Annotated in this window: 23 protein-coding genes; 12 read left to right on the top strand and 11 right to left on the bottom strand. The window is 61.6% G+C overall.

Annotated features, from left to right (window positions below; all coding sequences use genetic code 11):
- Window positions 1-204 precede the first annotated feature (204 nt).
- From SOP85_RS14475 to SOP85_RS14455, 5 genes are all read left to right on the top strand, one after another.
- Complete coding sequence (locus SOP85_RS14475) at window positions 205-1281, top strand: putative 2-aminoethylphosphonate ABC transporter ATP-binding protein (RefSeq protein ID WP_274075690.1); 1077 nt, start codon at window positions 205-207, stop codon at window positions 1279-1281.
- Entirely contained in the window at window positions 1281-3005 is a 1725-nt protein-coding gene (locus SOP85_RS14470) for a putative 2-aminoethylphosphonate ABC transporter permease subunit (RefSeq protein WP_323627314.1), read from the top strand. Before SOP85_RS14475 ends, SOP85_RS14470 begins: the two co-directional genes overlap by 1 nt.
- A gap of 33 nt (window positions 3006-3038) precedes the next feature.
- Window positions 3039-4064: a putative 2-aminoethylphosphonate ABC transporter substrate-binding protein gene (locus tag SOP85_RS14465; RefSeq protein WP_323627313.1), complete on the top strand. Its 1026-nt coding sequence runs from the start codon at window positions 3039-3041 to the stop codon at window positions 4062-4064.
- 118 nt (window positions 4065-4182) lie between these two features.
- A complete protein-coding gene (locus SOP85_RS14460) occupies window positions 4183-5316 on the top strand; it encodes a TIGR03364 family FAD-dependent oxidoreductase (protein WP_323627312.1) in 1134 nt (377 codons plus the stop codon).
- Window positions 5316-5873, top strand: coding sequence for a phosphonate degradation HD-domain oxygenase (locus SOP85_RS14455; protein WP_323627311.1), 558 nt, complete (start codon window positions 5316-5318; stop codon window positions 5871-5873). The genes SOP85_RS14460 and SOP85_RS14455 overlap by 1 nt, the downstream gene beginning before the upstream one ends.
- Before the next feature lie 115 nt (window positions 5874-5988).
- Here the strand turns inward: SOP85_RS14455 and SOP85_RS14450 are convergent, their stop codons facing one another.
- On the bottom strand, window positions 5989-7365 hold the full coding sequence (locus SOP85_RS14450) for a GTPase/DUF3482 domain-containing protein (RefSeq protein ID WP_323627310.1): 1377 nt from the start codon (window positions 7363-7365) through the stop codon (window positions 5989-5991).
- Complete coding sequence (locus SOP85_RS14445; RefSeq protein ID WP_323627308.1) at window positions 7358-8728, bottom strand: DUF2868 domain-containing protein; 1371 nt, start codon at window positions 8726-8728, stop codon at window positions 7358-7360. Before SOP85_RS14445 ends, SOP85_RS14450 begins: the two co-directional genes overlap by 8 nt.
- Before the next feature lie 85 nt (window positions 8729-8813).
- Between SOP85_RS14445 and SOP85_RS14440 the strand changes: the two genes are divergently transcribed.
- Window positions 8814-9326 (top strand): dihydrofolate reductase, encoded by a 513-nt coding sequence (locus tag SOP85_RS14440; protein ID WP_323627307.1) that lies wholly within the window; start codon window positions 8814-8816, stop codon window positions 9324-9326.
- A gap of 104 nt (window positions 9327-9430) precedes the next feature.
- On the opposite strand, the gene SOP85_RS14435 is transcribed toward SOP85_RS14440, so the two are convergent.
- A complete protein-coding gene (locus SOP85_RS14435; RefSeq protein WP_323627306.1) occupies window positions 9431-10822 on the bottom strand; it encodes an L-cystine transporter in 1392 nt (463 codons plus the stop codon).
- A gap of 241 nt (window positions 10823-11063) precedes the next feature.
- On the opposite strand from SOP85_RS14435, the gene SOP85_RS14430 reads away from it, so the two are divergent.
- The 3 genes from SOP85_RS14430 to SOP85_RS14420 are packed head-to-tail and all read left to right on the top strand — an operon-like array spanning window position 11064 to window position 12946.
- A complete protein-coding gene (locus tag SOP85_RS14430; protein WP_323627305.1) occupies window positions 11064-12119 on the top strand; it encodes a haloacid dehalogenase-like hydrolase in 1056 nt (351 codons plus the stop codon).
- Between the two features lie 27 nt (window positions 12120-12146).
- Window positions 12147-12665 (top strand): hypothetical protein, encoded by a 519-nt coding sequence (locus tag SOP85_RS14425; protein ID WP_323627303.1) that lies wholly within the window; start codon window positions 12147-12149, stop codon window positions 12663-12665.
- A complete protein-coding gene (locus SOP85_RS14420; protein WP_323606636.1) occupies window positions 12659-12946 on the top strand; it encodes a DUF6124 family protein in 288 nt (95 codons plus the stop codon). Before SOP85_RS14425 ends, SOP85_RS14420 begins: the two co-directional genes overlap by 7 nt.
- A gap of 57 nt (window positions 12947-13003) precedes the next feature.
- On the opposite strand, the gene ilvD is transcribed toward SOP85_RS14420, so the two are convergent.
- A complete protein-coding gene (gene ilvD / locus SOP85_RS14415; RefSeq protein ID WP_046818369.1) occupies window positions 13004-14845 on the bottom strand; it encodes a dihydroxy-acid dehydratase in 1842 nt (613 codons plus the stop codon).
- A 241-nt stretch (window positions 14846-15086) separates the two neighbouring features.
- Window positions 15087-16295, bottom strand: coding sequence for an MFS transporter (locus tag SOP85_RS14410; protein WP_274075679.1), 1209 nt, complete (start codon window positions 16293-16295; stop codon window positions 15087-15089).
- 321 nt (window positions 16296-16616) lie between these two features.
- Here SOP85_RS14410 and SOP85_RS14405 point away from each other — a divergent pair, with 321 nt between their 5' ends.
- A complete protein-coding gene (locus SOP85_RS14405; protein ID WP_323627302.1) occupies window positions 16617-17075 on the top strand; it encodes an REP-associated tyrosine transposase in 459 nt (152 codons plus the stop codon).
- 125 nt (window positions 17076-17200) lie between these two features.
- On the opposite strand, the gene SOP85_RS14400 is transcribed toward SOP85_RS14405, so the two are convergent.
- Window positions 17201-18397: a class I SAM-dependent rRNA methyltransferase gene (locus SOP85_RS14400; protein WP_046818366.1), complete on the bottom strand. Its 1197-nt coding sequence runs from the start codon at window positions 18395-18397 to the stop codon at window positions 17201-17203.
- A gap of 162 nt (window positions 18398-18559) precedes the next feature.
- Window positions 18560-19099 carry a type 1 glutamine amidotransferase domain-containing protein gene (locus SOP85_RS14395; RefSeq protein WP_323627301.1) on the bottom strand — a complete coding sequence of 180 codons (540 nt, stop codon included), beginning with the start codon at window positions 19097-19099 and terminating at the stop codon, window positions 18560-18562.
- 207 nt (window positions 19100-19306) lie between these two features.
- On the opposite strand from SOP85_RS14395, the gene SOP85_RS14390 reads away from it, so the two are divergent.
- Together SOP85_RS14390 and mutM are read left to right on the top strand one after the other, a co-directional pair.
- Window positions 19307-20122, top strand: coding sequence for an HDOD domain-containing protein (locus SOP85_RS14390; protein ID WP_274075697.1), 816 nt, complete (start codon window positions 19307-19309; stop codon window positions 20120-20122).
- A 42-nt stretch (window positions 20123-20164) separates the two neighbouring features.
- Window positions 20165-20977, top strand: coding sequence for a bifunctional DNA-formamidopyrimidine glycosylase/DNA-(apurinic or apyrimidinic site) lyase (gene mutM / locus SOP85_RS14385; RefSeq protein WP_323627300.1), 813 nt, complete (start codon window positions 20165-20167; stop codon window positions 20975-20977).
- A 155-nt stretch (window positions 20978-21132) separates the two neighbouring features.
- Here mutM and SOP85_RS14380 read toward each other — a convergent pair whose 3' ends face one another.
- The 4 genes from SOP85_RS14380 to SOP85_RS14365 form a co-directional block, all read right to left on the bottom strand.
- Window positions 21133-21384, bottom strand: a complete 252-nt coding sequence (locus SOP85_RS14380) for a YfhL family 4Fe-4S dicluster ferredoxin (RefSeq protein ID WP_003195146.1) — start codon at window positions 21382-21384, stop codon at window positions 21133-21135.
- Between the two features lie 184 nt (window positions 21385-21568).
- Window positions 21569-22048, bottom strand: coding sequence for a pantetheine-phosphate adenylyltransferase (gene coaD, locus SOP85_RS14375; protein ID WP_274075676.1), 480 nt, complete (start codon window positions 22046-22048; stop codon window positions 21569-21571).
- Window positions 22049-22163: 115 nt separating this feature from the next.
- Entirely contained in the window at window positions 22164-23759 is a 1596-nt protein-coding gene (locus SOP85_RS14370) for a GMC family oxidoreductase (protein WP_323627299.1), read from the bottom strand.
- A 159-nt stretch (window positions 23760-23918) separates the two neighbouring features.
- Window positions 23919-24464 carry a twin-arginine translocation pathway signal protein gene (locus tag SOP85_RS14365; RefSeq protein WP_323627298.1) on the bottom strand — a complete coding sequence of 182 codons (546 nt, stop codon included), beginning with the start codon at window positions 24462-24464 and terminating at the stop codon, window positions 23919-23921.
- Between the last annotated feature and the right edge of the window lie 4 nt (window positions 24465-24468).

Here is a 24468-nt window from a genome sequence, read left to right as displayed (position 1 = left end):
GTGATTGTTCGGTCCTCTTCGCTGGCAAGCCAGCTCCTACAGGGGAATGCGATAAACTGTAGGAGCTGGCTTGCCAGCGAAGGGGTCAGCACAGACACCGAACCAAAATCCTCGAATACCACTATCGGCAGTTTTTGCCTTACTGCCACATGACGGACGCATTACAACCCTAGGATGGCCCCATCTGCCAGATGAGGTCCGTCCATGAACAACTCGATCGCAACCGCCCTGACCAACCCCGGCGCCCCCATGAAGGTGCGCGGTGTACAGAAGCGCTTTGGCGCCTTTACCGCGCTGGACAATGTTTCCCTCGACGTGGCGGCCGGTGAGCTGGTGTGCCTGTTGGGGCCTTCGGGCTGTGGCAAAACCACCTTGCTGCGCTGCATCGCCGGTCTGGAGAAGCAGGACAGCGGCGAGCTGTACCTGGGCGATCGCGACGTTTCCCACCTGGCGCCCCAGGCGCGAGACTACGGCATTCTGTTTCAGTCCTACGCGCTGTTCCCCAATCTCACCGTCGAAGCCAATATTGCCTACGGCCTGGCCGGCAGTGGTCGCGACCAGGTGCGCCAGCGTGTCGGCCAGATGCTGGAACTGGTGGGCCTTGGCGGCAGCGAGAAAAAGTACCCCGGCCAATTGTCCGGCGGCCAGCAGCAGCGCGTGGCGCTGGCTCGCGCCCTGGCCCCGGCACCTTCGCTGTTGCTGCTGGACGAACCGATGTCGGCCCTCGATGCCCGCGTCCGTGAGCACCTGTGCACCGAGCTGCGCCAGCTGCAACGCAGCCTCGGCATCACCACCCTGATGGTCACCCACAATCAGGACGAGGCCATGCTGATGGCCGACCGCATTGCCGTGATGAACAACGGCAAGGTCGAGCAGTACGCCACGCCGCAGGAAATCTACAACCGCCCGGCCACGCCGTTCGTGGCGGAGTTCGTCGGCCAGGGCAACTGGCTGCCGTTCCAGCGCAGCAGCGACAGCCACGCCCAGGTCGGCGGGATGAACATGCGCCTGGCCGATGGCGGCGCCAAGACCGCGTCGGGCCGTCTGTTCTGCCGTCCGGAAGCGATCAACGTCAACCCGCTGGTGCACGAGGAAAACCTGTTCCCGGCCAAGGTTCGGGAAATCACCTTCCTCGGTAACCGTTGCCGCATGAGTTTCGAACTCGATCAATTGCCGGGTCATGCGCTGTTGGCGGAGCTGGCACCGGAAGCCATGCCGCGCCTGGGCGCCCAGCAGATCATGGTCGCCTTGCCGCCACGCAGCCTGCAGGTGTTTGCCTGATGAGCGCGAATATCGCGCTGCCACTGCCGCAAAATCAGGTGCGGCAGACTTCCCGTGCCGAGATCGGTGACCGGCTGTTCGTGGTCGGCGGCAAAGTCCTTCTGCTGGCGTTGTTGGGCGTCGCCGTATTGATGCCGTTGCTGGCGATCTTCTGGCGTGGCTTCAGCGCCGAGGCCGGGCAGGGGGGTGGTTGGGTCGCTGCCAAAGAGCTGGTGACCAGCGAGAACTTCCACTGGTTGCTCGGCAACAGCCTGAAGGTGTCCCTCAGCGTGGCGGCCATTGTCGTACCGCTGGCCTACCTGTTTGCCTACGCACTGCAACGCACCCTGATTCCCGGCAAAGGCATCTGGCGTGGCATTTCGCTGCTGCCGTTGATGGCGCCGTCGATGCTGCCCGGCATTGCGCTGGTTTACCTGTTCGGCAACCAGGGCATGCTGCGTAGCCTGCTCTCGGACAACATCTACGGTTTCTGGGGCATTGTGCTCGGTGAAGTCATCTACACCTTTCCGCATGCCTTGATGATCCTGCTGTCGGCCCTGTCCCTGGCGGATGCGCGCCTGTTCGATGCCGCTTCCAGCATGGGTGCCAGCCCGGCAAAAGCCTTCCGCAGCATCACCTGGCCAGCGACCCGCCAGGCGGTATTCGCCGCGTTCTGCCTGGTGTTCACCCTGACCATCACTGACTTCGGCGTACCCGTGGTGGTCGGTGGCGACTATCAGGTGCTGGCGCTGGAAGCCTACAAGGCGGTGGTCGGCCAGCAACAGTTCGGTCGCGGCGCATTGATCGGCATGGTGCTGTTGCTGCCGGCGCTGTTCAGCTTCGGGGTCGATGCCTGGTTGCGTCGCCGTCATGGCGATTCCATGAGCGGTCGTGCCCAGGTGTTCAAGCCTGCGCCCTCGAAACTGCGCGACGGCTGCTACCTGGTCGTGGTCCTGCTGATCTGCAGCGCCTTGCTGCTGGTGTTCGGCATGGCGGTGTTCTCGTCCCTGGTGAAGTTCTGGCCGTACAACCTGTCGCTGTCGCTCAACCACTACCAGTTCAACGAAACCGCCGGCGGTGGCTGGCTGGCCTATGGCAACAGCGTGAAGATGGCGTTGTGCACGGCGCTGATCGGCAGTGTGCTGATTTTCACCGGTGCCTACCTGATGGAAAAAACCAGGGGCCAGCGCGGGCTTAACCTGACCCTGCGAATGCTCAGTTTCGTACCGATGGCGGTGCCGGGGCTGGTGCTGGGGCTGGGTTACGTCTTCTTCTTCAACCTCACCGGCAACCCGCTGCATGTGCTCTACGGGACCATGACGCTGTTAGTGGTCTGCACCATTGCTCACTATTTGACCACTGCGCAAATGACCGCCACCACCGCGCTGCGCCAACTCGATGCCGAGTTCGAAGCCGCCGCACTGTCGCTCAAGGCGCCGCTGTATCGGCACTACCTGCGGGTCACCGTGCCGATCTGTCTGCCCGCGCTGCTGGACATCGTGCGCTACCTGTTCGTCTCGGCGATGACCACCGTCTCGGCGGCGATCTTCCTCTACAGCCCCGACACCATCCTCGCGGCGGTCGCGGTGCTGAACATGGACGACGCCGGCAACGTCGGCGGTGCGGCGGCGATGTCGACCCTGATTCTGTTCACCTCGGCGGGCGTGTCCCTGCTGCTGGCCTGGGCTTCGCGCGGTTTGCTGCGCCGCTCGCTAGCCTGGCGGCAGACCGCGCCCGGTCACTGATTCATACCCTCAACTCACATACAGGAAAAGATCATGTTCAAGCCTATGGCCCTGGCCGCTGCTGTCCTCACCGCTTTCAGCCTAAACGCCTTTGCGGCGAAAACCGAGTTGACGGTGTACACCGCCCTCGAAGCCGAGCAACTGAAGACCTACAAAGAAGCTTTCGAGAAGGCCAACCCGGACGTCGAAATCAAGTGGGTGCGCGATTCCACCGGCATCATCACCGCCAAACTGCTGGCCGAAAAAGCCCGTCCGCAGGCCGACGCCGTGTGGGGCCTGGCCGCTTCCAGCCTGGCGATCCTCGACCAGCAAGGCATGCTGCAAAGCTATGCCCCGAAAGACCTGGGCAAGATCGGCGCGAACTACCGCGACGCCGCCAACCCGCCAGCCTGGGTCGGCATGGACGTCTGGGCCGCGACCATTTGCTTCAACACCGTCGAAGCCGAGAAACAGGGCCTGACCAAGCCCGTGAGCTGGCAGGACCTGACCAAGCCTGAATACAAAGGCAAGATCGTCATGCCTAACCCGGCATCGTCCGGCACCGGTTTCCTCGACGTCAGCGCCTGGCTGCAGACTTTCGGCGAGAAGCAGGGCTGGGCGTACATGGACGGCCTGCATCAGAACATCGGCCAGTACGTTCACTCTGGTTCCAAGCCTTGCAAACTGGCGGCGGCAGGGGAATTCCCGATCGGCATTTCCTTTGAATACCCGGCTGTTCAGCTGAAACGCCAAGGCGCACCGCTGGACATCATCCTGCCGAAGGAAGGCCTGGGCTGGGAGATCGAAGCGACGGCCGTGATCAAGGGCACTCCACATGAAGAAGCGGCGAAGAAACTGGCTGATTTCTCCGCCAGCGCCGAAGCGATGGATCTGTACAAGGAGAACTTCGCGGTTCTTGCGCAGCCAGGCATTGCCAAGCCGCAGACCGAACTGCCAGCGGACTACGAGCAGCGTTTGATCAAGAACGACTTCGCCTGGGCTTCGAAAAACCGTGACGAGATCCTGAGCGAATGGCGCAAGCGTTATGACGGCAAGTCCGAGAAAGTGGCTGCCAAGTAAGATCTTCATCGGCTGACAGGACCTCTTCGCTGGCAAGCCAGCTCCTACAGGCGAACGCATACCCCTTGTAGGAGCTGGCTTGCCAGCGAAGGCGGTCTCTCATTCAGAGCACCTCTAGATGACACAACACAACGACATGCTGATCATCGGCGCCGGCATCCTGGGCCTGTCCCATGCCTATGCCGCCGCCAAGCGCGGTCTCAAGGTCAGGGTTTTCGAACGCAGCGCAACACCTCTAGGCGCATCGGTGCGCAACTTCGGCCAGGCATTGGTCACCGGCCAACCCCCGGGCCCGATGCTGGAGCTGGCCCGGGCCAGTCGCGACATCTGGGGCGACTGGGCGCAGCTCGCCGGCCTGCAACTCAAGCGCAACGGCTCATACCTGTTCGCCCGCACCGAAGCCGAAGAACAGTTGCTGGAAGCCTTTTGCGCCGGTCGCGCCGTGGAACACGGCTACCGCGTCGAGCTGCTGCGTGACGCCCAACTGGGTGATCTGTACAACGGCCAGTTCCGCCATCACCGCGCGGCGTTGCACGGCATGGACGACCAGCAACTGTATTCGCGTGAAGCGATTCCGGCGCTGATCGACTTTTTGCGTCGCGACCTGGGCGTCGAGTTTCACTTCTCCACCCTGGTGCGCGACATCGAACCGGGCCGCCTGCACAGCACCGCCGGCAGTTTCAGTGGCGAGCAGATTATCCTCTGTTCCGGTCACGACTATCAGACGTTGCTGGCCGAGCAGATCGCCCAGCTCGACCCGCAAATCTGCCGCCTGCAGATGCTCCGCGCCCGGCCGCAGATCAACCTTAACCTGCAACACGCAGTGCTCACCGGTTTGAGCTGCGTGCATTACGGTGCCTTCGCCGACTTGCCCGAAGCCGCAGCGGTGCAGGCCGAGATTCTCCGGCACGCGCCGCACTTGCATGAAAATGGCATTCACCTGCTGATCAGCCCGACGCCCTATGGCGAGTTGATCATTGGCGACTCCCACCATTACGGCAGTGATCCGTCGCCCTTCAATGCCGAGCAGGTCGACGACTGGATGATCGAGTTGGCCGAGCAGACGCTGGGCTGCAAAGTGCAAGTGGTCGAACGCTGGCAGGGTGTCTATGGTTCACAGGGGCCGGGACCGTTTTCGTTCCTGCGTCCGGCAAAAGGCCTGGCTGTGGCATTGATGCACACCGGCGTTGGCATGAGCGTCGGGCCGGCCATGGCCGAACGTAACGTCGCCACCCTGTTGGGAGAAATCTGATGCAACGCAACGAGCAAGTGATCGCCGACGTGTTCGCTTTGTACGAGCGCTTCGGTGACAGCGATTACATCGGCGAGCCGGTGTCGCAGATCGAGCACATGTCCCAGGCCGCGCAACTGGCGATGGCCGAAGGCTTCGATGACGAAGTGGTGTTGGCGGCGTTTTTTCACGACATCGGGCATATCTGTACCGACAGTGGCGAGAACATGGGCGGCTTCGGCATAGTGAGTCATGAGCGGTTGGGCGCTGATTATTTGCGCCGTGCAGGTTTCAGCGAGCGGATGGCGCGGTTGGTGGAGTACCACGTGCAGGCCAAGCGTTATCTGACGCTCAGAGAGCCGGGGTACTACGAGCGGCTGAGCGAAGCCAGCCGTCGGACCTTGGAATATCAGGGCGGCGTGATGTCCGAGGCCGAGGCCGATGCATTCGAGCAGGACCCGTTGTGCGCGGTCAGTTTGCGCATGCGTCAGTGGGATGAGCTGGCCAAGGAGATGCATGTGCCGGTGATTGATCTGGCGGTGTTGAAGGGCAAAGCATCGCGCCTGCTGGCGGCGTAAAGCCTGTGATACCGAGTTGCTGCATTCGCGAGCAAGCCCGCTCCCACATTGGATCTGTGATCGCCGCAAATTCAATGTGGGAGCGGGCTTGCTCGCGAAGAGGCCGGTCAGGCCACTAGAGCTGCTGCGCAAGTACCTCAACCTGCTCCTGCCGTTCCGCCTGATTCAACTTCGGATGCGCATTAAGCGAAGACCACTGCGGATGCGCCCGCGCCCTGTTCAGGGCCTCGGGCAATTTACCTTCCCGCCAACTCTTGTCCTGCGGCGTGGCCACCTGAATGCTGTCCATCGCCGCATGCCCACGGGCGTTCAGCCCTTGCAGCAGTTGCCGCTGACGCAACGCCAGCAGCCGCAACACGCTGTCATCCACCGTCAGTTCGCGCTGGCCCTTGATCTTGCCCAGCAAGCGGCTGCCATAACTGCGCGCGGTTTGCAGGGCGCCACCGGCGATCGCCCCGGCCAGCGCGGCAGCACCGAGCGTCAGGCCGCCGACCAGCAAGTCGACGCCGGCCCCCGCGGCGGCACCGGCAGCGATACCACCGCCCACCCGCACGCCCAGTTGCTTGAGGGTTTCGGGGTTGAACAAGTCATCGCCCCAACGCCCGTCGAGCAGCGGCAGATCACTCGCCGCGGCGTCCTGCGGGCGAAACGCGTAGAGCTTGAGCAGCGCTTCGACACAACGCTGCTCGCGTTGGCGTACGGCTTTGCGCAGCTCATCGATCGCCTGCTGTTCCTGCTGCACATCGCTGACCACGCTGCGCCGGCAAGCGGCGCAATCGATCAGCAATTCGGCAATCAGGCGCACGGCGCTGCGCTCACGGGCCAGGCGTTGTGCCTGCTGGTCGGCGATCAGGCGTTCCAGTTGTGGCCGTGCGGTTTCCAGCAGCAGCGCCAGGCTTTCATAGAGCCGGCGCTCGCCGTCCTCCGGCGGTGCGACGCTGTCGAAGCGCACCAGCGCATGCAAACCAAGGCGCGCCAGGGCTTCACGCCACGCCGGCTCGCGGTGGTTGGCGCTGCTGACAAAATTCAGCACCGGCAGCAGGGGTTTGCCGCAGCTGGCCAGCACTTCCAGCTCATCGCGATACTTGGCCAGGACCGGTTCCCGGGCGTCGATCACATAGAGTCCGGCGTCCGACGCCAGCAACTGGCGCAGCACCTTGGCCTCCTGTTCGAAGCGCTGCCGGGCTTCGCTGCCCTCAAGAAAACGCGCCAGCCGCGCCGGGCCATCCAGTCGCTCGCCGGGACGCTCCAGGCGTTCGAGGTAGTCGAGCAGGGCGATGGCGTCTTCCAGGCCGGGCGTGTCGTAAAGATCCAGCAACGGCTCGCCGTCCACCGACAAGCGCGCACCTTCGACATGCCGCGTGGTGCTGGGGCGGTGGGACACTTCGCCGAAACCGACATCGCGGGTCAGGGTGCGCAACAACGAGGTTTTGCCGACGTTGGTGTGGCCGACCACGGCGAGTTTCAGGGGCTGCTTGCTGGTGTCAGTCATGACCCGTCTCCAGCCAGTTCATCGGAGCGCAATCGGCGAACGGCAATTCCAGCTGTTGCAGCGCCACATGCCAGTCGCCCAGGCGTTCGGCATCCAGCGCTTCCCCGGGCGGCGCCTGCAACAACCACACGCGGGTGGCGCTGGCGCTGCGGGCCAGTTCGGCGATCAGCGCCAGGCTGCCGCGATCCGGCGAGCGCCGTGGATCGCACGCGATCGCCAGGCGCGCAGGAGGAAAACGGCTCAGTTGCTCGAGGAGTTTGTTGCGCGATTCGCGGCTGTCGAGGATCCCGGCGTTGCTGACGTTCTTCGCCAGTTGGGGCGGCCACGGACGGTCGTCGTCCAGCTCGATGGCGACCAAGAGTGCGCCATCGCTGTGCTGTTCGCTGACGCCGCTTTGCACTCGATGAAGTTGTGCTGGCGCGGCATCGCTGACACCCAGGCGTTCGCTGGTGGGCATCAGCCGTTCGCGCAGTTGGGCATAACCTGGCAGGTTCAGGTCAAGCTGCAGGCTTGTGCGGCCGGACTTCCAGCGCCACAGACAAAACAGCGCCAGCACCAGGCGCGGCACTACGCCGTAGACCAGTAACACACCCACCAACCACGCCGCCCAGGCTTGGCGGGCACTTTCGATGTTCAGTGCGGCGTCGCCACTGGCGCGGATCATTTCCTCGGTGGGCACGCTGAAGCCGAGCAAGGCCGGTAGCGCGCCGAGGGCCTGGGTCACGGCAATGAAGGTGTCGGCACTGAGGATCGTGGTTTCCCAGACGAAGCCGTAGCGTCGGGTGGCCATCAACGTCAACAGAATCACCAGGGCACTGAGCATCGCCAATAACCACAGGCCATTGACCAGTACGCCGATGGCCCAGCGATTGAGTTTCCGGCGTTGCAGCAACAGCAGCAGGGCTGGCGCCAGTTGCGCGGCCTTGGCGTCCCGGGCGAGTTTTTCGCTGAGCCACAACCACAGGCGCCCGAGGCTGGCGCCGTGTTCGCCGGCGAACACCAGGCCGAGGGCCCAGCTCAGCAGCAGGATCAAGTTGAGCCCGAGCAGGCTGCCCAGCGCCCAGAACACATTCACCGGGTGCAGGCCGTCGCCCATGGCGGCAAAGGCCAGGCCGGCGCCGCTGACCACGGCCAGCACCGCCATAACGATCAGCGCCAGTCGCGCGCCTTGTTGCCAGTGTTTGAGGGCATCAGCCAGGCCATCGCGCTCGGCCAGCCACAGGGCCCGGCGTTGAATGCGCGTCGGCAGATCGCCGCCGGCGCTGCGGGCCAATCGGTTGGCTTCCAGATCTTCCAGGGGCCCGGCGTGTTCTTCGCGCAGGCGGATGGTTTCTGTCAGCCAGAGAGTATTCAGTTCAGTCACGCAGCATCCCGTCGCTTAATTGAACTGTGAGCATAACCGCTGTGGCGCTTATCGGGGGAAGCGCGGCTCTGGTATCCTCGCCGGCATGACTAAATCACTCCCCCTCAGCCTGATCGCAGCCCTCGGTGAAAACCGCGTGATCGGCGTCGACAACAGCATGCCCTGGCACCTGCCTGGGGACTTCAAATACTTCAAGGCCACCACCCTGGGCAAGCCGATCATCATGGGCCGCAAGACCTGGGATTCCCTCGGTCGCCCGTTGCCGGGACGCTTGAACATCGTGGTCAGCCGTCAGGCGGATCTGGTGCTCGAAGGCGCGGAGGTTTATCCGTCGCTGGAGGCGGCCGTGGTTCGCGCTGAAGAGTGGGCGAAGGAGCAGGGCGTCGATGAGCTGATGCTGATTGGCGGGGCGCAGTTGTATGCGCAGGGGTTGGCGCAGGCCGATCGGTTGTACCTGACCCGAGTGGCGCTGAGCCCGGAAGGGGATGCGTGGTTTCCGGAGTTTGATCCGGGGCAGTGGAAGCTGGTGTCCAACACCGAAAATCCGGCTGTGGATGACAAGCCAGCGTACAACTTCGAAGTCTGGGAAAAAGCCTGAAAGCTTCGCGAGCAAGCCCGCTCCCACATTGGATCTGTGAACGACACACATCCCCTGTGGGAGCGGGCTTGCTCGCGAAGAGGCCCGCTCAGGCAATGAAAGACTTAAGCGTGCGCCAACGCCGAATGCTCATCCGCATCCAGCAGCTCTTTATCTGTCTGCTGCATCACCTGGCTGGTAATCGCCCCGGCCGTCATCGAACCACTGACGTTCAACGCCGTACGCCCCATATCAATCAACGGCTCGACCGAAATCAGCAACGCCACCAGTGACACCGGCAAACCCATCGCCGGCAACACGATCAACGCGGCAAAGGTCGCGCCCCCGCCGACGCCAGCCACACCCGCCGAACTCAGCGTGACAATCGCCACCAGCGTCGCGATCCACAACGGGTCCAATGGGTTGATGCCCACCGTCGGCGCCACCATCACCGCCAACATCGCCGGATACAGGCCGGCGCAACCGTTCTGGCCAATGGTCGCTCCGAACGAAGCGGCGAAACTGGCAATGGATTGCGGGATGCCCAGCCGGCTGGTCTGCGCTTCGATGCTCAGCGGGATGGTCGCGGCGCTCGAACGGCTGGTAAACGCAAAGGTCAGCACCGGCCAGATCTTGCGGAAGAACCGCAGCGGGTTGATCCCCGCCGCCGACACCAGCACGCCATGCACCACAAACATCAGGCCCAGGCCGATGTAGGACACCACGACGAAACTGCCGAGCTTGATGATGTCCTGCAGGTTGGAGCCAGCGACCACCTTGGTCATCAGCGCCAGCACGCCGTACGGGGTCAGCTTCATCACCAGGCGAACCAGGCGCATCACCCAGGCTTGCAGGGTGTCGATGGCGTTGATCACTTTCTGACCTTTTTCCACGTCATCCTTGAGCAGCTGCAAAGCCGCGACCCCGAGGAACGCCGCAAAGATCACCACGCTGATGATCGACGTCGGCTTGGCCCGCGCCAGGTCGGCGAACGGGTTTTGCGGAATGAACGACAGCAGCAACTGCGGCACATTGAGGTCCGCGACCTTGCCGGCGTAGTCGGTCTGGATGGTTTGCAGGCGCGCCATTTCCTGGGTGCCGGCCACCAGGCCCTCGGCGGTCAGGCCGAACAGGTTGGTCAGGCCGATGCCGATCAAGGCCGCGATGGCGGTGGTGAACAGCAGCGTGCCAATGGTCAGGACGCTGATCTTGCCTAGCGACGAGGCGTTGTGCAGGCGAGCCACAGCGCTGAGGATCGAGGCGAATACCAGCGGGATCACGATCATTTGCAGTAGCTGCACATAACCGTTGCCCACCAGGTCGATCCAGCCGATCGAGGCTTTCAACACCGGGTTACCGGCACCGTAGACAGTGTGCAACGCCACACCGAACGCCACGCCCAGCACCAGGGCGAGCAGGACTTTTTTCGCCAGGCTCCAGGTAGTGTGGCGGGTTTGTGCCAGGCCCAGGAGCAGGGCGAGGAACACCAGCAGATTGAGAATCAGCGGCAGATTCATGAGGACTCCGAAAGTGACTTGTGCCAGCTACCTTCCGGGGCAGCTGCGAACCGGCAAGCCTAACAGCTTGATTTACAATGAATTAATATCAAAAACGTCTGGTGACTGTCGTTTTTGGAATAAGCCGGTGTCGCTCCCGGGGATGCAGCTGACGCGATACGCACGTTGGCGGTCGCTGACAGACGAGGACTGTCACAGTTATTTGTTAGCGTCGATCTCTTTCACTCAGGGAGAAACGCAGATGAAGTTCGCACCGAAATTTCTGGTTGCCGCACTTTGCCTGGGCCTTGCCGGCCAGGTACTCGCCACGGATCTGAAGCACTGGCCAGCCGATCAGGCCAAGGCGCTGGACGCGATGATCGCGGCCAATGCCAACAAGGGTAACTACGCGGTGTTCGACATGGACAACACCAGTTACCGCTACGACCTTGAAGAGTCTTTGTTGCCGTTCATGGAAAACAAGGGCCTGATCACCCGCGACAAGCTCGACCCCTCCCTGAAACTGATGCCGTTCAAGGACACCGCCGACCACAAGGAGAGCCTGTTCAGCTATTACTACCGCCTCTGCGAAGTCGACGACATGGTGTGTTATCCATGGGTCGCGCAAGTGTTCTCCGGCTTTACGCTGCAAGAACTCAAGGGCTATGTCGACGAGATGATGGCGTCCGGCAAACCGGTGCCGGCCACTTATTACGAAGGTGATGTGGTCAAGAAACTCGACGTCAATCCGCCGAAAATCTTCACCGGCCAGCAAGAGCTCTACAACAAACTGATGGAGAACGGCATCGAGGTCTATGTCATGACCGCCGCCTCCGAAGAGCTGGTGCGCATGGTCGCGGCCGATCCGAAGTATGGCTACAACGTCAAACCGCAGAACGTGATCGGCGTGTCGCTGCTGCTCAAGGACACCAAGACCGGTGAGCTGACCACCGCGCGCAAGCAGATCACCGCCGGTAAATATGACGAGAAGGCCAACCTGGGCCTGGAACTGACCCCGTACCTGTGGACCCCGGCGACCTGGATGGCGGGTAAACAAGCGGCAATCCTGACCTACATCGACGAATGGAAAAAACCGGTCTTGGTCGGCGGCGATACCCCCACCAGCGATGGCTACATGCTGTTCCACAGCGTCGACGTGGCCAAGGGCGGCATCCACCTGTGGGTTAACCGCAAGGACAAGTACATGACCCAGATCCAGGGCATGATGGCCAAGAACGCCGCGGCCCAGGCCAAGGAAGGCTTGCCGGTGACCGCAGACAAGAATTGGGTGATCGTTACACCGCAAGAGATCCAGTAAGGGTTTTGATTCACTGTAGGAGCGAGCTTGCTCGCGATGGTCGTTAACGATAACGCGTACTTCCTGGTTTTACGCGGTGTCCTTGCGTTCATCGCGAGCAAGCTCGCTCCTACAGTTGATCCCTATTGGTCACACATGGCATGTCCGCTGAAGACCCATTGTGGGAGCGAGCCTGCTCGCGATGAGGCCAGCCGGTGCAATGAAAGCCTCTGCTTGCTCAACTTCTTCCTACAGTCGCAACCTGCACGTTCTTGCGTAAAGGACTACGACTACTTCAGAATCCGCCGACTTGTGCGCCTGTTTGGCGGGTTCTATCTTCTCCGTGTCGCTGCCCATCAGCGATCGGGTTTGGTAGCCCGGATTTTCCAGGCGCATGACTACACCTTTGGCAGGTTTTTTCGTCTCTGCTTCTATGGTGGTCATGCGTGGGGCGCTTTCGAGCGCGCCGGCTCCCTGGACCGGTCTACCAACCTGCGTATGGCTGCCACCTTTCGTTTGGTAGCGAAGGTGATGGCTCCTTACCTCCAGGAGAATCATCAATGCTGAAAATTACCCCTGATCCACCGGACACCGACAACCTGTCCACCCAAATCAACGCCACCCCACGAAAACCCAGCCGAACCTTCATCATCGCCCCCGGACTCGACACCGAAACCCTCCTGGCCCACGCCTGCGAATCCCTCGCCTCGGCCAATGTCATGGCCAGCGATTTCGCCGCACTGCTGGAAGGCTCTCAACGCAGCACGATGCTGGGTATTGCCCAGGTCATCATGCTGGGCGAGCTGGCGGTGAACCAGGCGCTGGATAACCTCGACCCGCAGGATTAACGCAGGCAAAAAAATGCCCCGCACTGGGCGGGGCATTTTTTGTTCGACGCTTAAGCCTTACAGCCCGTCAAGCATCGCCTTGTTACGCACAGCACCCTTGTCGGCACTGGTCGCGAGCAGGGCGTAAGCCTTCAGTGCAGTAGTCACTTTACGTGGACGCACTTCAACCGGTTTCCAGCCTTTCTTGTCCTGCTCGACCCGGCGTGCGGCCAGTTCTTCGTCGCTGACCAACAGGTTGATCGAGCGGTTCGGGATGTCGATCAGTACCTTGTCGCCGTCCTGCACCAGGCCAATCGCGCCACCGGCAGCCGCTTCAGGCGAAGCGTGGCCGATGGACAGGCCCGAGGTGCCGCCGGAGAAACGGCCGTCGGTGAGCAGGGCGCAGGCTTTGCCCAGGCCTTTGGATTTCAGGTAGGAAGTCGGGTAGAGCATTTCCTGCATGCCCGGGCCGCCTTTCGGGCCTTCATAGCGGATGATGACGATGTCGCCTTCCTTCACTTCGTCGGCGAGGATGCCGCGTACGGCGCTGTCCTGGCTTTCGAAGATCTTCGCGTTGCCTTCGAACACGTGGATCGACTCGTCGACGCCGGCGGTTTTCACCACGCAGCCGTCCAGGGCGATGTTGCCGTAGAGCACGGCCAGGCCGCCTTCTTGCGAGTAAGCGTGTTCGACGCTGCGGATGCAGCCGTTTTCACGGTCGTCGTCCAGGGTGTCCCAACGGGTCGACTGGCTGAACGCGGTTTGCGTCGGGATGCCTGCGGGACCTGCCTTGAAGAAGTGGTGCACGGCTTCGTCGGTGGTCTGGGTGATGTCCCACTTGGCGATGGCTTCTTCCATGCTGCGGCTGTGCACGGTCGGCAGCTGGGTGTGCAGCAAGCCGCCACGGGCCAGCGAACCGAGGATGCTGAAGATCCCGCCGGCGCGGTGCACGTCTTCCATGTGGTACTTCTGGATGTTCGGCGCGACCTTGCACAGTTGCGGCACGTGACGGGACAGGCGGTCGATGTCGCGCAGGTCGAAATCGATCTCGGCTTCCTGGGCAGCGGCCAGCAGGTGCAGGATGGTGTTGGTGGAACCTCCCATGGCGATGTCCAGGGTCATGGCGTTCTCGAACGCCTGGAAGTTGGCGATGTTGCGCGGCAACACCGACTCATCGTTCTCACCGTAGTAACGCTTGCACAGCTCGACGATGGTGCGCCCGGCCTGCAGGAACAGCTGCTCGCGGTCACTGTGAGTGGCCAGGGTCGAACCGTTGCCCGGCAATGCCAGGCCCAAGGCCTCGACCAGGCAGTTCATCGAGTTGGCGGTGAACATGCCGGAGCACGAACCACAGGTTGGGCAGGCGCTACGCTCGTATTCAGCGACTTTCTCGTCAGAAGCGCTGGAGTCCGCGGCGATCACCATGGCGTCGACCAGGTCGAGACCGTGGCTGGCGAGTTTGGTCTTGCCGGCTTCCATCGGACCGCCGGAAACGAAGATCACCGGGATGTTCAGGCGCAGGGACGCCATCAGCATGCCAGGGGTGATCTTGTCGCAGTTGGAGATGCAAACGATGGCGTCGGCGCAGTGGGCGTTGACCATGTATTCGACGGAGTCGGCGATGATCTCGCGGCTCGGCAGCGAGTACAGCATGCCGTCGTGGCCCATGGCGATGCCGTCATCGACGGCGATGGTGTTGAATTCTTTTGCCACACCGCCAGCGCGTTCGATTTCGCGGGCGACCAGTTGCCCCAGATCTTTCAGGTGCACGTGGCCCGGTACGAACTGGGTGAAGGAGTTGGCAATGGCGATGATCGGCTTTTTGAAGTCGTCATCTTTCATCCCCGTTGCGCGCCACAGTGCGCGGGCGCCGGCCATGTTGCGGCCATGGGTGGATGTTTTCGAGCGGTAATCAGGCATGAAGCACTCCGGGCGGCTAATCAGGTATCAAAAGGGAAGTGAGCTTCTATTGACGTCTGGAACACTCAGAAATGGCCGCGTGTCCGGAAGTTGCCGATAACTTTGCGGGATCGCCGCGCGCTTCAGCTTGAGCTCATAAACCCGCCGGGGATGACTGGCGATGAATGTTCGCGATTCTACACGGCTGGCGGCAGGAGGGAATGGCTGCGAGCGTGCAGACAGCCATCACGAGACGTGCGGCCTACACCGTCGTGGTTATTTTGCTACTGCTCAACGCACGCCGACTGATCAAAGCGTTCAATCCCAGCCCTACCGCGCTCAGGATCAAAAAGCACAAGCCCAGCGCGGTGGTCAGGTGTTCGCTGGCCAGATTGATCACCGCACTGACCAAGCCGCCACACATGAAAATCATCAGGCTGCCGGCCGAGGTCGAGGTGCCGGCGTGTTGCGGGTAGAGACTCATCGCCCTGGAGTTGGCGATGGGCCGGGAAACGGTGGTGCCCGCGGTACAGATCAGCATGGGGATCAGCACAGTGGCCGCCGACAGGCCGAACTGCCAGGCCAGCCACAGCATCACCAGCCCCGACAGGGCGATCAGACCCAGGCCGATGATGATTTGCGTGCCGCCTTCCAGATGGCGATGCAGGATGCTGGCAACAACCCCGCCGATCACATAGGCCGCACCATATAACAGCAGCGCCCAGGCGAACTGGTAGGCGGAAAGGTCCAGGTGCTCCATGAAAATGATCGGTGAGATGATGAGAAAGGAGAAATGGCAGGCGAAGGCGAGGGCGGAAATCAGCCAGTAACCGGTAAAGCGGATGTCCGAAAGGAGCAGCCAATAGGCGCCGAAAAATCGCCGTGGTGCGCGTTCACTACTGCGGCTTTCCCTAAGCAGAAACCAGGATCTCAACCAGACAATGATCGCCAGGCTGATGAAGACATAAAAACTGCCCTGCCAACCCAGATGCAACTGCAGCCAGGTGCCCATCAGCGGCGAACTGGAGATGAAAATCCCGCCGGCGGTGGTCATCCAGATCCGCAGGCGCTCCAGCTCCCGGCCGGCGAACAGATCCTGGACCAGCGCCTGAGACAAGGCAAACGACCCGCAGCCCACCGCCTGCACCACGCGAAATACCAGGAACCAGGTGAAATCACTGGCGAACAGACAGCCCGTCGCACCCACTGCCGCCAAGGCTATCCCTCCGAGCAACAGCTTCTTGCGCCCGAACATATCCGACAGCGGCCCGATCAACAAAAGCGAAAACGCCAGGCCGATGGCAAAGAGGCTGACCGACAAGGCGATATCGGTGGGGGTGGTACGAAAGTGCTCGGACAGCGCGGGAAACGAGGGTAGAACCACGTCGAGAGGGAATACGGCGAGGAGCGTCATAGCCATCAACAACAGGATGAACGACGATTTTTCTTTGGCGTGAATGGGGCGATTCATCAAACTTCGCTCTCGATCCGCGAGGGGGGAGGCGAGGATTGATTTGATGGGGGCTGAAGTCAATGCGGGGGAGCGTAGGACAAGTCTGAATCTACTGTAGGAGCAGCCGGTCGACGCTCGATTGCTCGCGAAAAACGAATAGGCACCGCGGATAACCAGGCAGCCCGCGTTATCGTTGACGTTTTTCGCGAGCAAGCTCGCTCCTACAGGGGGTACGTGCATTCCGAAGCGCGAATGGACACATCTCGACCCACTGTCACCACGACAACTTCTCCAGAGCCGCCTACCGTTTCTCTTTCAATGACTCAGGAGGACAACGGAATGTCCAACCCACCACATACCCACCATTTGCGCACCGGTCAACAGTCGGAATCCGGACGTATTTATCTGCTGACTGCAGTCACCCACGAACGGCAAACGATCTTCAAGGATTGGCGCATTGGTCGATTGGTGGTGCACGAGTTGAGGAGGGCACAGGAATCTGGCGACGCCACCTCTATAGCCTGGGTGGTCATGCCGGATCATTTTCACTGGCTGATTGAACTGCATAACGGTGATTTGCCGAAGCTGATGCAATCAGTCAAGTCTCGAAGTGCTCGCGCCATTAACAAAGAGAGAGGTCGCCAGGAGACGCTATGGCAAAAAGGTTACTTCGACCGCGCGTTGCGTCGCGATGAGGATTTGAAAGCGGCAGCCCGATACATCATTGCCAACCCCATGCGAGCGGGACTTGTAGCCCATGTTGGCGACTACTCGCTGTGGGATGCCATCTGGATCTGACTTGTAGGAGCAGCCGGTCGACGCTCGATTGCTCGCGAAAAACGAATAGGCACCGCGGATAACCAGGCAGCCCACGTTATCGTTGACGTTTTTCGCGAGCAAGCTCGCTCCTACAGGGGGTGTTGTCAGCTGTTTGGCAGCAACCGGCAAGTAATGCTCTTGATGTAACGCGTCTCGGCAATCGCCGGGTGCACCGGATGATCCGGGCCCTGGCCGCCGCGTTCGAGCATCTGGATATTGCGATCCAGGTGGCGGGCGCTGGTCAGCAGGATGTTCTGCAGGTCGTCTTCGGGCAGGTGCATCGAGCACGATGCACTGAACAGGATGCCGTCCTTGGTGAGCAGGCGCATGGCTTGCTCGTTCAGGCGGCGGTAGGCGCCTTCGCCGTTTTTCATGTCTTTCTTGCGTTTGATGAACGCGGGCGGGTCGGCCACGATCACGTCGAAGCGCTCTTCGCTGGCTTTCAGCTCTTTCAGGGCTTCGAAAACGTCGCCTTCGATGCAGGTCATTTTTTCGGCGAAACCGTTCAGTGCGGCGTTGCGCTCGACGCCGTCGAGGGCGAAGGCCGAGGCATCGACGCAGAACACTTCACTGGCGCCGAACGCGGCCGCTTGCACGCCCCAGCCGCCGATGTAGCTGTACAGGTCGAGTACGCGCTTGCCCTTGGCGTAGGGTGCCAGGCGTGCGCGGTTCATGCGGTGGTCGTAGAACCAGCCGGTTTTCTGGCCCTGGATGACCGGCGCTTCGAATTTCACGCCGTTCTCTTCCAGCGCGACCCACTCCGGCACCAGGCCGAAGACGGTTTCGACGTAGCGGGTGAGGCCTTCGGCGTCACGGGCGGCGGAGTCGTTCTTGAACAGGATGCCGCTTGGCTTGAGCACCTGGGTCAGTGCCGCGATCACGTCGTCTTTGTGGGCTTCCATGGTCGCCGAGGCGATCTGCACCACCAGGATGTCGCCGAAACGGTCGACCACCAGGCCTGGCAGCAGGTCGGAGTCGCCGTAGACCAGGCGATAGAACGGTTTGTCGAACAGCCGCTCGCGCAGCGACAGGGCCACGTTGAGGCGATGCACCAGCAGCGATTTGTCGAGCGGTAGCTTGATGTCGCGCGACAGCAGGCGCGCGCAGATCAGGTTGTTCGGGCTCATGGCGACGATGCCCAGCGGCTTGCCGCCGGCGGCTTCGAGGATCGCCTGGTCGCCGGCCTTGAAACCGTGCAAAGGGGTCGCGGCTACATCGATTTCGTTGCTGTAGACCCACAAATGACCGTTGCGCAGACGGCGGTCGGCGTTGGCTTTGAGGCGCAGGCTAGGCAGGGACATGACGTCGCTCCGGAAAAAAGAGCGGGAGTATAGCGTGTTGAAGCTTGCGGCGGGTTCTATGGGCGATGAAACGCTGATGGCCTCTTCGCGAGCAAGCCCGCTCCCACAGGGGAATACGTTGCCCTGTGGGAGCGAGCTTGCTCGCGATAGCGGTTTTGGGTACTACGCCGACAACAGCTGAATCAACTCACGGTTGAGCGCCGGAATGTCATCCGGCTGGCGGCTGCTGATCAGTGTTCCGTCGGTGACCACTTCCTTGTCGACCCAGTGGGCGCCGGCATTCACCAGATCGTCCTTGAGCGTCTTGTAGCTGGTCATGGTCTTGCCATTGACCAGCCCGGCCGAAACCAGCAGCCAGCCGCCATGACAGATGACCGCGATGGGCTTGCCGGCAGAGGCGCCCATCTTGACCAGATGCTGGGCATCCTGGTCGATGCGGATGGTGTCGGAATTCTGCACGCCGCCAGGCAGGACCACGGCGTCGTATTCCTCGATGCTGGCCGAGCGGAATGTCCGGTCGACCTTGAAGTCGTCCGCCGGTTTATCGTGGTTCCAGCCTTTGACCTGGCCTTCCTTCGCGGAAAGTATGTCGACCTGGGCGCCGGCCTGCTCCAGCGCTTCTTTCGGCCCGGTCAGTTCGACCTGCTCGAAACCATTGGTCACCAATATTGCGACGCGTTTGCCATTCAGGGAATTGGACATGAAAAAGCTCCTGACTTGAGAGAATGATTCGCCCGTGAGCGTTACAAAGTCCGAAGCCGGGTCTGGAATGAAAGTTCCGGCGATGTGCTCGCTGGTATGTCGGATCCAATGTCATAAAGGTTAGAATCTGCGCCTGTCCCAGAGTGTGTACTTATGTCCCAAGAGCTGACGCCCGAACAAATCCAGCAATCCCTGCAAGGCATCAGTGTGCCGGCCCAACCGCAGATCATGGTGGATCTGCAGATGGAGCAGTACATGCCCGACCCGGATCTGGAAGTGATCGCGAAGCTGATTTCCCAGGACCCGGGGCTCTCTGGCTCCCTGCTGAAAATCGTCAACTCGCCGTATTACGGCCTGAGCAACAAGATCGCTTCGATCCAGCGCGCGGTGAATCTGCTGGGCAGCCGTTCGATCATCAACCTGATCAACGCGCAGTCGATCAAGGGCGAGATGAACGACGACACCATCGTCACCCTGAACCGGTTCTGGGACACCGCCCAGGACGTGGCGATGACCTGCCTGACCCTGGCCAAGCGCATTGGCGCCCAGGCCGGCGATGAAGCCTATGCCCTGGGGCTGTTCCACGATTGTGGCGTGCCGCTGATGCTGCAGCGGTTCCCCAACTACATGAGCGTGCTGGAACAGGCCTATGCCAACGCCGGTCCCGATTGCCGGGTGGTGGACACCGAGAACCAGGCGTTCAATACCAACCACGCCGTGGTCGGGTACTACACGGCCAAGTCCTGGCGCCTGCCGGATCACGTGTCTGCCGCGATCGCCAATCATCACAATGCCCTGGCGATATTCAGCGATGAGTCATCGCGCAACAGCGCCCTGAAAAACCTGTTGGCGATCCTGAAAATGGCCGAGCATATTTGTGCGTCTTACCGGGTGCTGGGCAACCAGCCCGAAGACCACGAGTGGAACAGCATCGGTCATTTGGTGCTCGATTACGTCGGCCTCTCGGATTACGATTTCGAAACCCTCAAGCAGACGATTCGCGACCTCGGCGCTCACCGCTGAGGGGCGAATCTCTTCTCACCGAGCGCCTGATTCGAGAGCCCCATGCCTGAACTGCCAGAAGTCGAAACCACCCGCCGCGGGATTGCGCCGCACCTGGAAGGCCAGCGCGTCAGCCGGGTGATCGTGCGTGATCGGCGCCTGCGCTGGCCGATTCCCGAAGACCTCGATGTGCGTCTGTCGGGCCAGCGCATCGTGTTGGTGGAGCGGCGCGCCAAGTACCTGTTGATCAATGCCGAGGTCGGCACCTTGATCAGCCATTTGGGCATGTCGGGGAATTTGCGCCTGGTGGAAGCCGGCCTGCCGGCCGCCAAGCATGAGCATGTGGATATCGAGCTGGAATCGGGCCTGGCCTTGCGCTACACCGACCCGCGGCGGTTCGGTGCAATGCTGTGGAGCCTAGATCCGCTCAATCATGAGCTGCTGATTCGCCTGGGGCCGGAGCCGCTGACCGACCTGTTCGACGGCGAGCGGCTGTTCCAGCTGTCCCGCGGGCGCTCGATGGCGGTCAAGCCGTTCATCATGGACAACGCGGTGGTGGTCGGCGTCGGCAATATCTATGCGACCGAAGCGTTGTTCGCCGCCGGTATCGACCCGCGTCGCGAAGCCGGGAGCATTTCCCGGGCGCGGTATCTGAAGCTGGCGATCGAGATCAAGCGCATTCTGGCAGCCGCCATCGAGCGTGGCGGCACCACGCTGCGCGACTTTATCGGCGGGGATGGGCAGCCGGGCTATTTCCAGCAGGAGCTGTTCGTGTACGGCCGTGGTGCCGAGCACTGCAAGGTCTGTGGTACGCAGTTGCGTGAGGTGAAACTCGGGCAGCGCGCCAGCGTGTTTTGCCCGCGCTGTCAGCGCTGAAAACCCTCGCGCGGCGGGAGTGAGGTCAGTTACATGTTAGTGAGGCTGCTGACGCCTTCGCGAGCAAGCCCGCTCCCACATTTGGAATGCGCTCCCCCTGTGGGAGCGGGCTTGCTCGCGAAGGGGCCGGTATCAACCCTACAAAAACAGCTGACTCAAGCCTTGCCGGTAATCTTGCGGTACTTCTCCATCAACTGCTCTTCAGTCTCCGGATGGGCTTCGTCCAGCGGAATGCAATCCACTGGGCAGACCTGCTGGCACTGCGGTTCGTCGTAGTGGCCGACGCACTGGGTGCACAGGTTCGGGTCGATCACGTAGATTTCTTCGCCCTGGGAAATGGCGGCGTTGGGGCACTCGGGTTCGCAGACGTCGCAGTTGATGCAATCGTCGGTGATGATCAGGGACATGCTAACTCCAGCCGGGGCGGCAGGCCCGGGCGCAATAAATCAATGCGCGTAATTGTGCCGCATTGGTGAGCGCTATGCACGCGGGCGCGACGTTCTGCAGGAGCCGGCTTACTGGCGATGGCGGTGTGTCAGGGTATACCGCGTAATATTGATCGCCCGCAAGCCGGGTCCTACAGTCCGGGTATTACTTCTTGAAGCGTTGGGTCAGGGCGTCCGCCACCACTGGGTGCACGAACTTGGTGATATCGCCGCCCAGGGCTGCAATTTCACGGACCAAGGTCGAAGAAATGAACGAATAACGCTCGGACGGGGTAAGAAACAGGCTTTCCACATCCGGGGCCAGCTGGCGGTTCATGTTGGCCAACTGGAACTCGTATTCGAAGTCCGACACGGCGCGCAAACCACGCAGGAACACGTTGGCATTCTGCTCTTTGGCAAAGTGCGCCAGCAGCGTCGAGAAGCCGACGACTTCTACGTTCGGCAGATGTTTGGTGACCTCGCGAGCCAGTTCCACACGCTGTTCCATGGGAAACAACGGGTTTTTCTTCGGGCTGGCGGCGACAGCAATGATCACGTGATCGAACAGGCGCGAGGCGCGTTCGACCAGATCGCCATGGCCCTTGGTAATAGGGTCGAAGGTACCTGGGTACAACACTCGGTTCATCGCGTCGTCCTGGCGGGAGTGCGTTGGGGATTCGGATGGTATCGCAGCCTAACCGGTCGGCCAAGTCGCCTTTTGGGTAAGAACGCACTATAGACGATCAGAATAATCGTATTTTTCATGGGTTTTTTAAACGCTCGGCCAGGGAAGTCGCCAGCTGCGCCGTCAGCCCATAGACCGACAACTGCGGGTTTGCGCCAATGCTGGTGGGGAAGAGCGAGCCGTCATGAATCGACAGATTGGCCAGTTGATGATGCCGGCCGAGGCTGTCGGCGACGGCATTTTTCGGCTCTTCGCCCATCGCGCAGCCGCCCATAACATGGGCACTGCCGAGCCGCGTGCGGTACAACTCCAGGCTCAAGCTGTCGATCAAGGTGCGAGCTTCGGCGAGGGTGTTCACATAACGCGCGTCGGCGTGCATCGGCATCACGGCCCTGGCACCGCCAGCAAACTGGATTTCGGCCATGCTGTGGAAGGCCCGGCGCAATCCGTCCCAGGCATAGGCAGACACCTGATAATCGAGCACGGGGGTGTCGTCGCCGCGCAACTGCACAGTGCCGCCCTGGCTGTCGGGGTGAAAACCGTCGCGCAGCAGCGCGAGCATGGCGTGGGTATGCGGCAGATTGGCCATGTGTTGCGCGTTTTCCTGGCCGAAACCGCCCAGCAGCGTCGTCGCCAGTGCCGGGTGGAGCGGTGGAACCTCCAGTTTGTAGGCCATTTTGCCGGTGGTGCCGTCCTGCCACTGGAAATGGTCGGAGTAGATCGACTGCGGCGCCCCATAGAAGGGGTTGACCACCTCGTCGAACAACGCGGCGGACATGTTCACCGGGTGCAGGAAGGTGCGCTTGCCCACGCGTTGGTGCGGGTCGGGTGCCCCGGAGCGCAGCAGCAATGCCGGGCTGTTGATCCCGCCGCCCGCCAGCACGTAATGCCGCGCCTTGACCATGATCTTGCGACCGGTGGGCTCGACGCAACGCTCGTCCATTGCCACGCATTGCAGGCCGGTGACCTTGTCACCGCTGATCAGGAGCTTTTCGGCGCGGGCCAGGTAGAGCAGCTCGCCGCCGTTTTCCAGGGTGGCCGGAATGGTCGTGACCATCATCGATTGCTTGGCGTTGGTCGGGCAGCCCATACCGCAATAGCCGAGGTTCCAGCAGCCGCGTACATTGCGTGGGATGACATGCCAGCTATATCCGAGCTTCTCGCAGCCCTTGCGGATCACGTCGTTGTTGGCATTGGGCGGCACCATCCATGGAGCGACACCCAGGCGCTGTTCCATTTTTTCGAACCAGGGCGCCATTTCAGCGGGGGAGTGGCCCTTCACATTGTGTTCTTTCGCCCAGTGTTCGAGCGTGGGCTCTGGCGTTCGAAAGCTCGAAGTCCAGTTGATCAGCGTAGTGCCGCCCACCGCCCGGCCCTGGAGGATGGTGATCGCGCCATCCTTGCTCATGCGGCCGATGCCTTCCTGATAGAGGCTGGCGTAGGCCTGGTCTTCGAGCAGTTTGAAGTCGCTGCTGGTCTTGAGCGGGCCTTCCTCGATCAGCAGCACCTTGTAACCGGCGGTGCTGAGGATTTCGGCCGTGGTCCCGCCGCCGGCACCGCTGCCGATGATCGCTACATCCGCTTCGAGGGTCAGGTCCTGGGTCAATTGGGCGCCGTTGTGGGTTTTCCAGCCACGGGCCATGCCTTCGCGGAACGGGTCGGGTACGGGCATCTTAATGTTCTCTAATTGTTATGGTTTGGATGCGGTGGTGAGGCGGCTGACGCCATCGCGGGCAAGCCCGGCTCCCACAGGGGTTGAGTCGTTCACAAAAGGTGAGACACATCGAAAACCTGTGGGAGCGGGCTTGCTCGCGAAGGGGGCGACCCGGTTTCAAACCGTCGGTGGCCCCGGATACCCGCAATGCGCCCACGATTCCTTGCGCCCATACCAGGCCATCATCACCAGTTGCACCAATGAACTGTGGCCCATGCGCAGCAGGCTCAACGAGCTGTTTTCCCAGCGATCGAGGAAGTGCCGTATATCCTCGGCAGCGGCGTTTTCCCAACTGCCCCAGATCCCGGTCAGCGGTCCGCGGGTGACGGCCATGCCCAGCACGTCGAACAATTGTCGGGTGAGCTTGAGCATTTCCGGCGACAGGTGATCGAGGTTGTAATCGAGGCTGTTCAGGGTGCCCTCGACGGCGCCGGGCATCTGCTGGGCAGCCACGGCGCCTTCAAGCAGCACCGGGACAAGGGCGCGCAGAAACGCCAGGTCGCCACTGCGCAGTGCCGCGAAACCACTGGCAGGCGAACTCGATGAGCAGCCACTCAGACTGGCCCCCAACCCGGCAGTGGCAAGAAAGGCGCTGGCGCCGAGGCTGAATTTGAGCAGGCCGCGCCGTGACAGCGCGGGGGTATCGGACAGGCTTGGGTGCATTCTT

This window comes from Pseudomonas sp. YuFO20, assembly GCF_035064975.1.
Taxonomy (GTDB): domain Bacteria; phylum Pseudomonadota; class Gammaproteobacteria; order Pseudomonadales; family Pseudomonadaceae; genus Aquipseudomonas; species Aquipseudomonas putida_AE.
This window is presented reverse-complemented; position numbering and strand designations above follow the sequence as displayed.

What these genes read in the sequence shown, in the direction of transcription:
- SOP85_RS14380 (WP_003195146.1), bottom strand. Translation starts at nt 21,384, where the DNA reads ATGTCCCTGATCATCACCGACGATTGCATCAACTGCGACGTCTGCGAA.
- SOP85_RS14400 (WP_046818366.1), bottom strand. Translation starts at nt 18,397, where the DNA reads ATGTCCCTGCCTAGCCTGCGCCTCAAAGCCAACGCCGACCGCCGTCTG.
- SOP85_RS14470 (WP_323627314.1), top strand. Translation starts at nt 1,281, where the DNA reads ATGAGCGCGAATATCGCGCTGCCACTGCCGCAAAATCAGGTGCGGCAG.
- SOP85_RS14410 (WP_274075679.1), bottom strand. Translation starts at nt 16,295, where the DNA reads ATGAATCGCCCCATTCACGCCAAAGAAAAATCGTCGTTCATCCTGTTG.
- SOP85_RS14460 (WP_323627312.1), top strand. Translation starts at nt 4,183, where the DNA reads ATGACACAACACAACGACATGCTGATCATCGGCGCCGGCATCCTGGGC.
- SOP85_RS14465 (WP_323627313.1), top strand. Translation starts at nt 3,039, where the DNA reads ATGTTCAAGCCTATGGCCCTGGCCGCTGCTGTCCTCACCGCTTTCAGC.
- SOP85_RS14440 (WP_323627307.1), top strand. Translation starts at nt 8,814, where the DNA reads ATGACTAAATCACTCCCCCTCAGCCTGATCGCAGCCCTCGGTGAAAAC.
- mutM (WP_323627300.1), top strand. Translation starts at nt 20,165, where the DNA reads ATGCCTGAACTGCCAGAAGTCGAAACCACCCGCCGCGGGATTGCGCCG.
- SOP85_RS14455 (WP_323627311.1), top strand. Translation starts at nt 5,316, where the DNA reads ATGCAACGCAACGAGCAAGTGATCGCCGACGTGTTCGCTTTGTACGAG.
- SOP85_RS14435 (WP_323627306.1), bottom strand. Translation starts at nt 10,822, where the DNA reads ATGAATCTGCCGCTGATTCTCAATCTGCTGGTGTTCCTCGCCCTGCTC.
- SOP85_RS14430 (WP_323627305.1), top strand. Translation starts at nt 11,064, where the DNA reads ATGAAGTTCGCACCGAAATTTCTGGTTGCCGCACTTTGCCTGGGCCTT.
- SOP85_RS14405 (WP_323627302.1), top strand. Translation starts at nt 16,617, where the DNA reads ATGTCCAACCCACCACATACCCACCATTTGCGCACCGGTCAACAGTCG.
- SOP85_RS14395 (WP_323627301.1), bottom strand. Translation starts at nt 19,099, where the DNA reads ATGTCCAATTCCCTGAATGGCAAACGCGTCGCAATATTGGTGACCAAT.
- coaD (WP_274075676.1), bottom strand. Translation starts at nt 22,048, where the DNA reads ATGAACCGAGTGTTGTACCCAGGTACCTTCGACCCTATTACCAAGGGC.
- SOP85_RS14365 (WP_323627298.1), bottom strand. Translation starts at nt 24,464, where the DNA reads ATGCACCCAAGCCTGTCCGATACCCCCGCGCTGTCACGGCGCGGCCTG.
- ilvD (WP_046818369.1), bottom strand. Translation starts at nt 14,845, where the DNA reads ATGCCTGATTACCGCTCGAAAACATCCACCCATGGCCGCAACATGGCC.
- SOP85_RS14450 (WP_323627310.1), bottom strand. Translation starts at nt 7,365, where the DNA reads ATGACTGACACCAGCAAGCAGCCCCTGAAACTCGCCGTGGTCGGCCAC.
- SOP85_RS14420 (WP_323606636.1), top strand. Translation starts at nt 12,659, where the DNA reads ATGCTGAAAATTACCCCTGATCCACCGGACACCGACAACCTGTCCACC.
- SOP85_RS14370 (WP_323627299.1), bottom strand. Translation starts at nt 23,759, where the DNA reads ATGCCCGTACCCGACCCGTTCCGCGAAGGCATGGCCCGTGGCTGGAAA.
- SOP85_RS14475 (WP_274075690.1), top strand. Translation starts at nt 205, where the DNA reads ATGAACAACTCGATCGCAACCGCCCTGACCAACCCCGGCGCCCCCATG.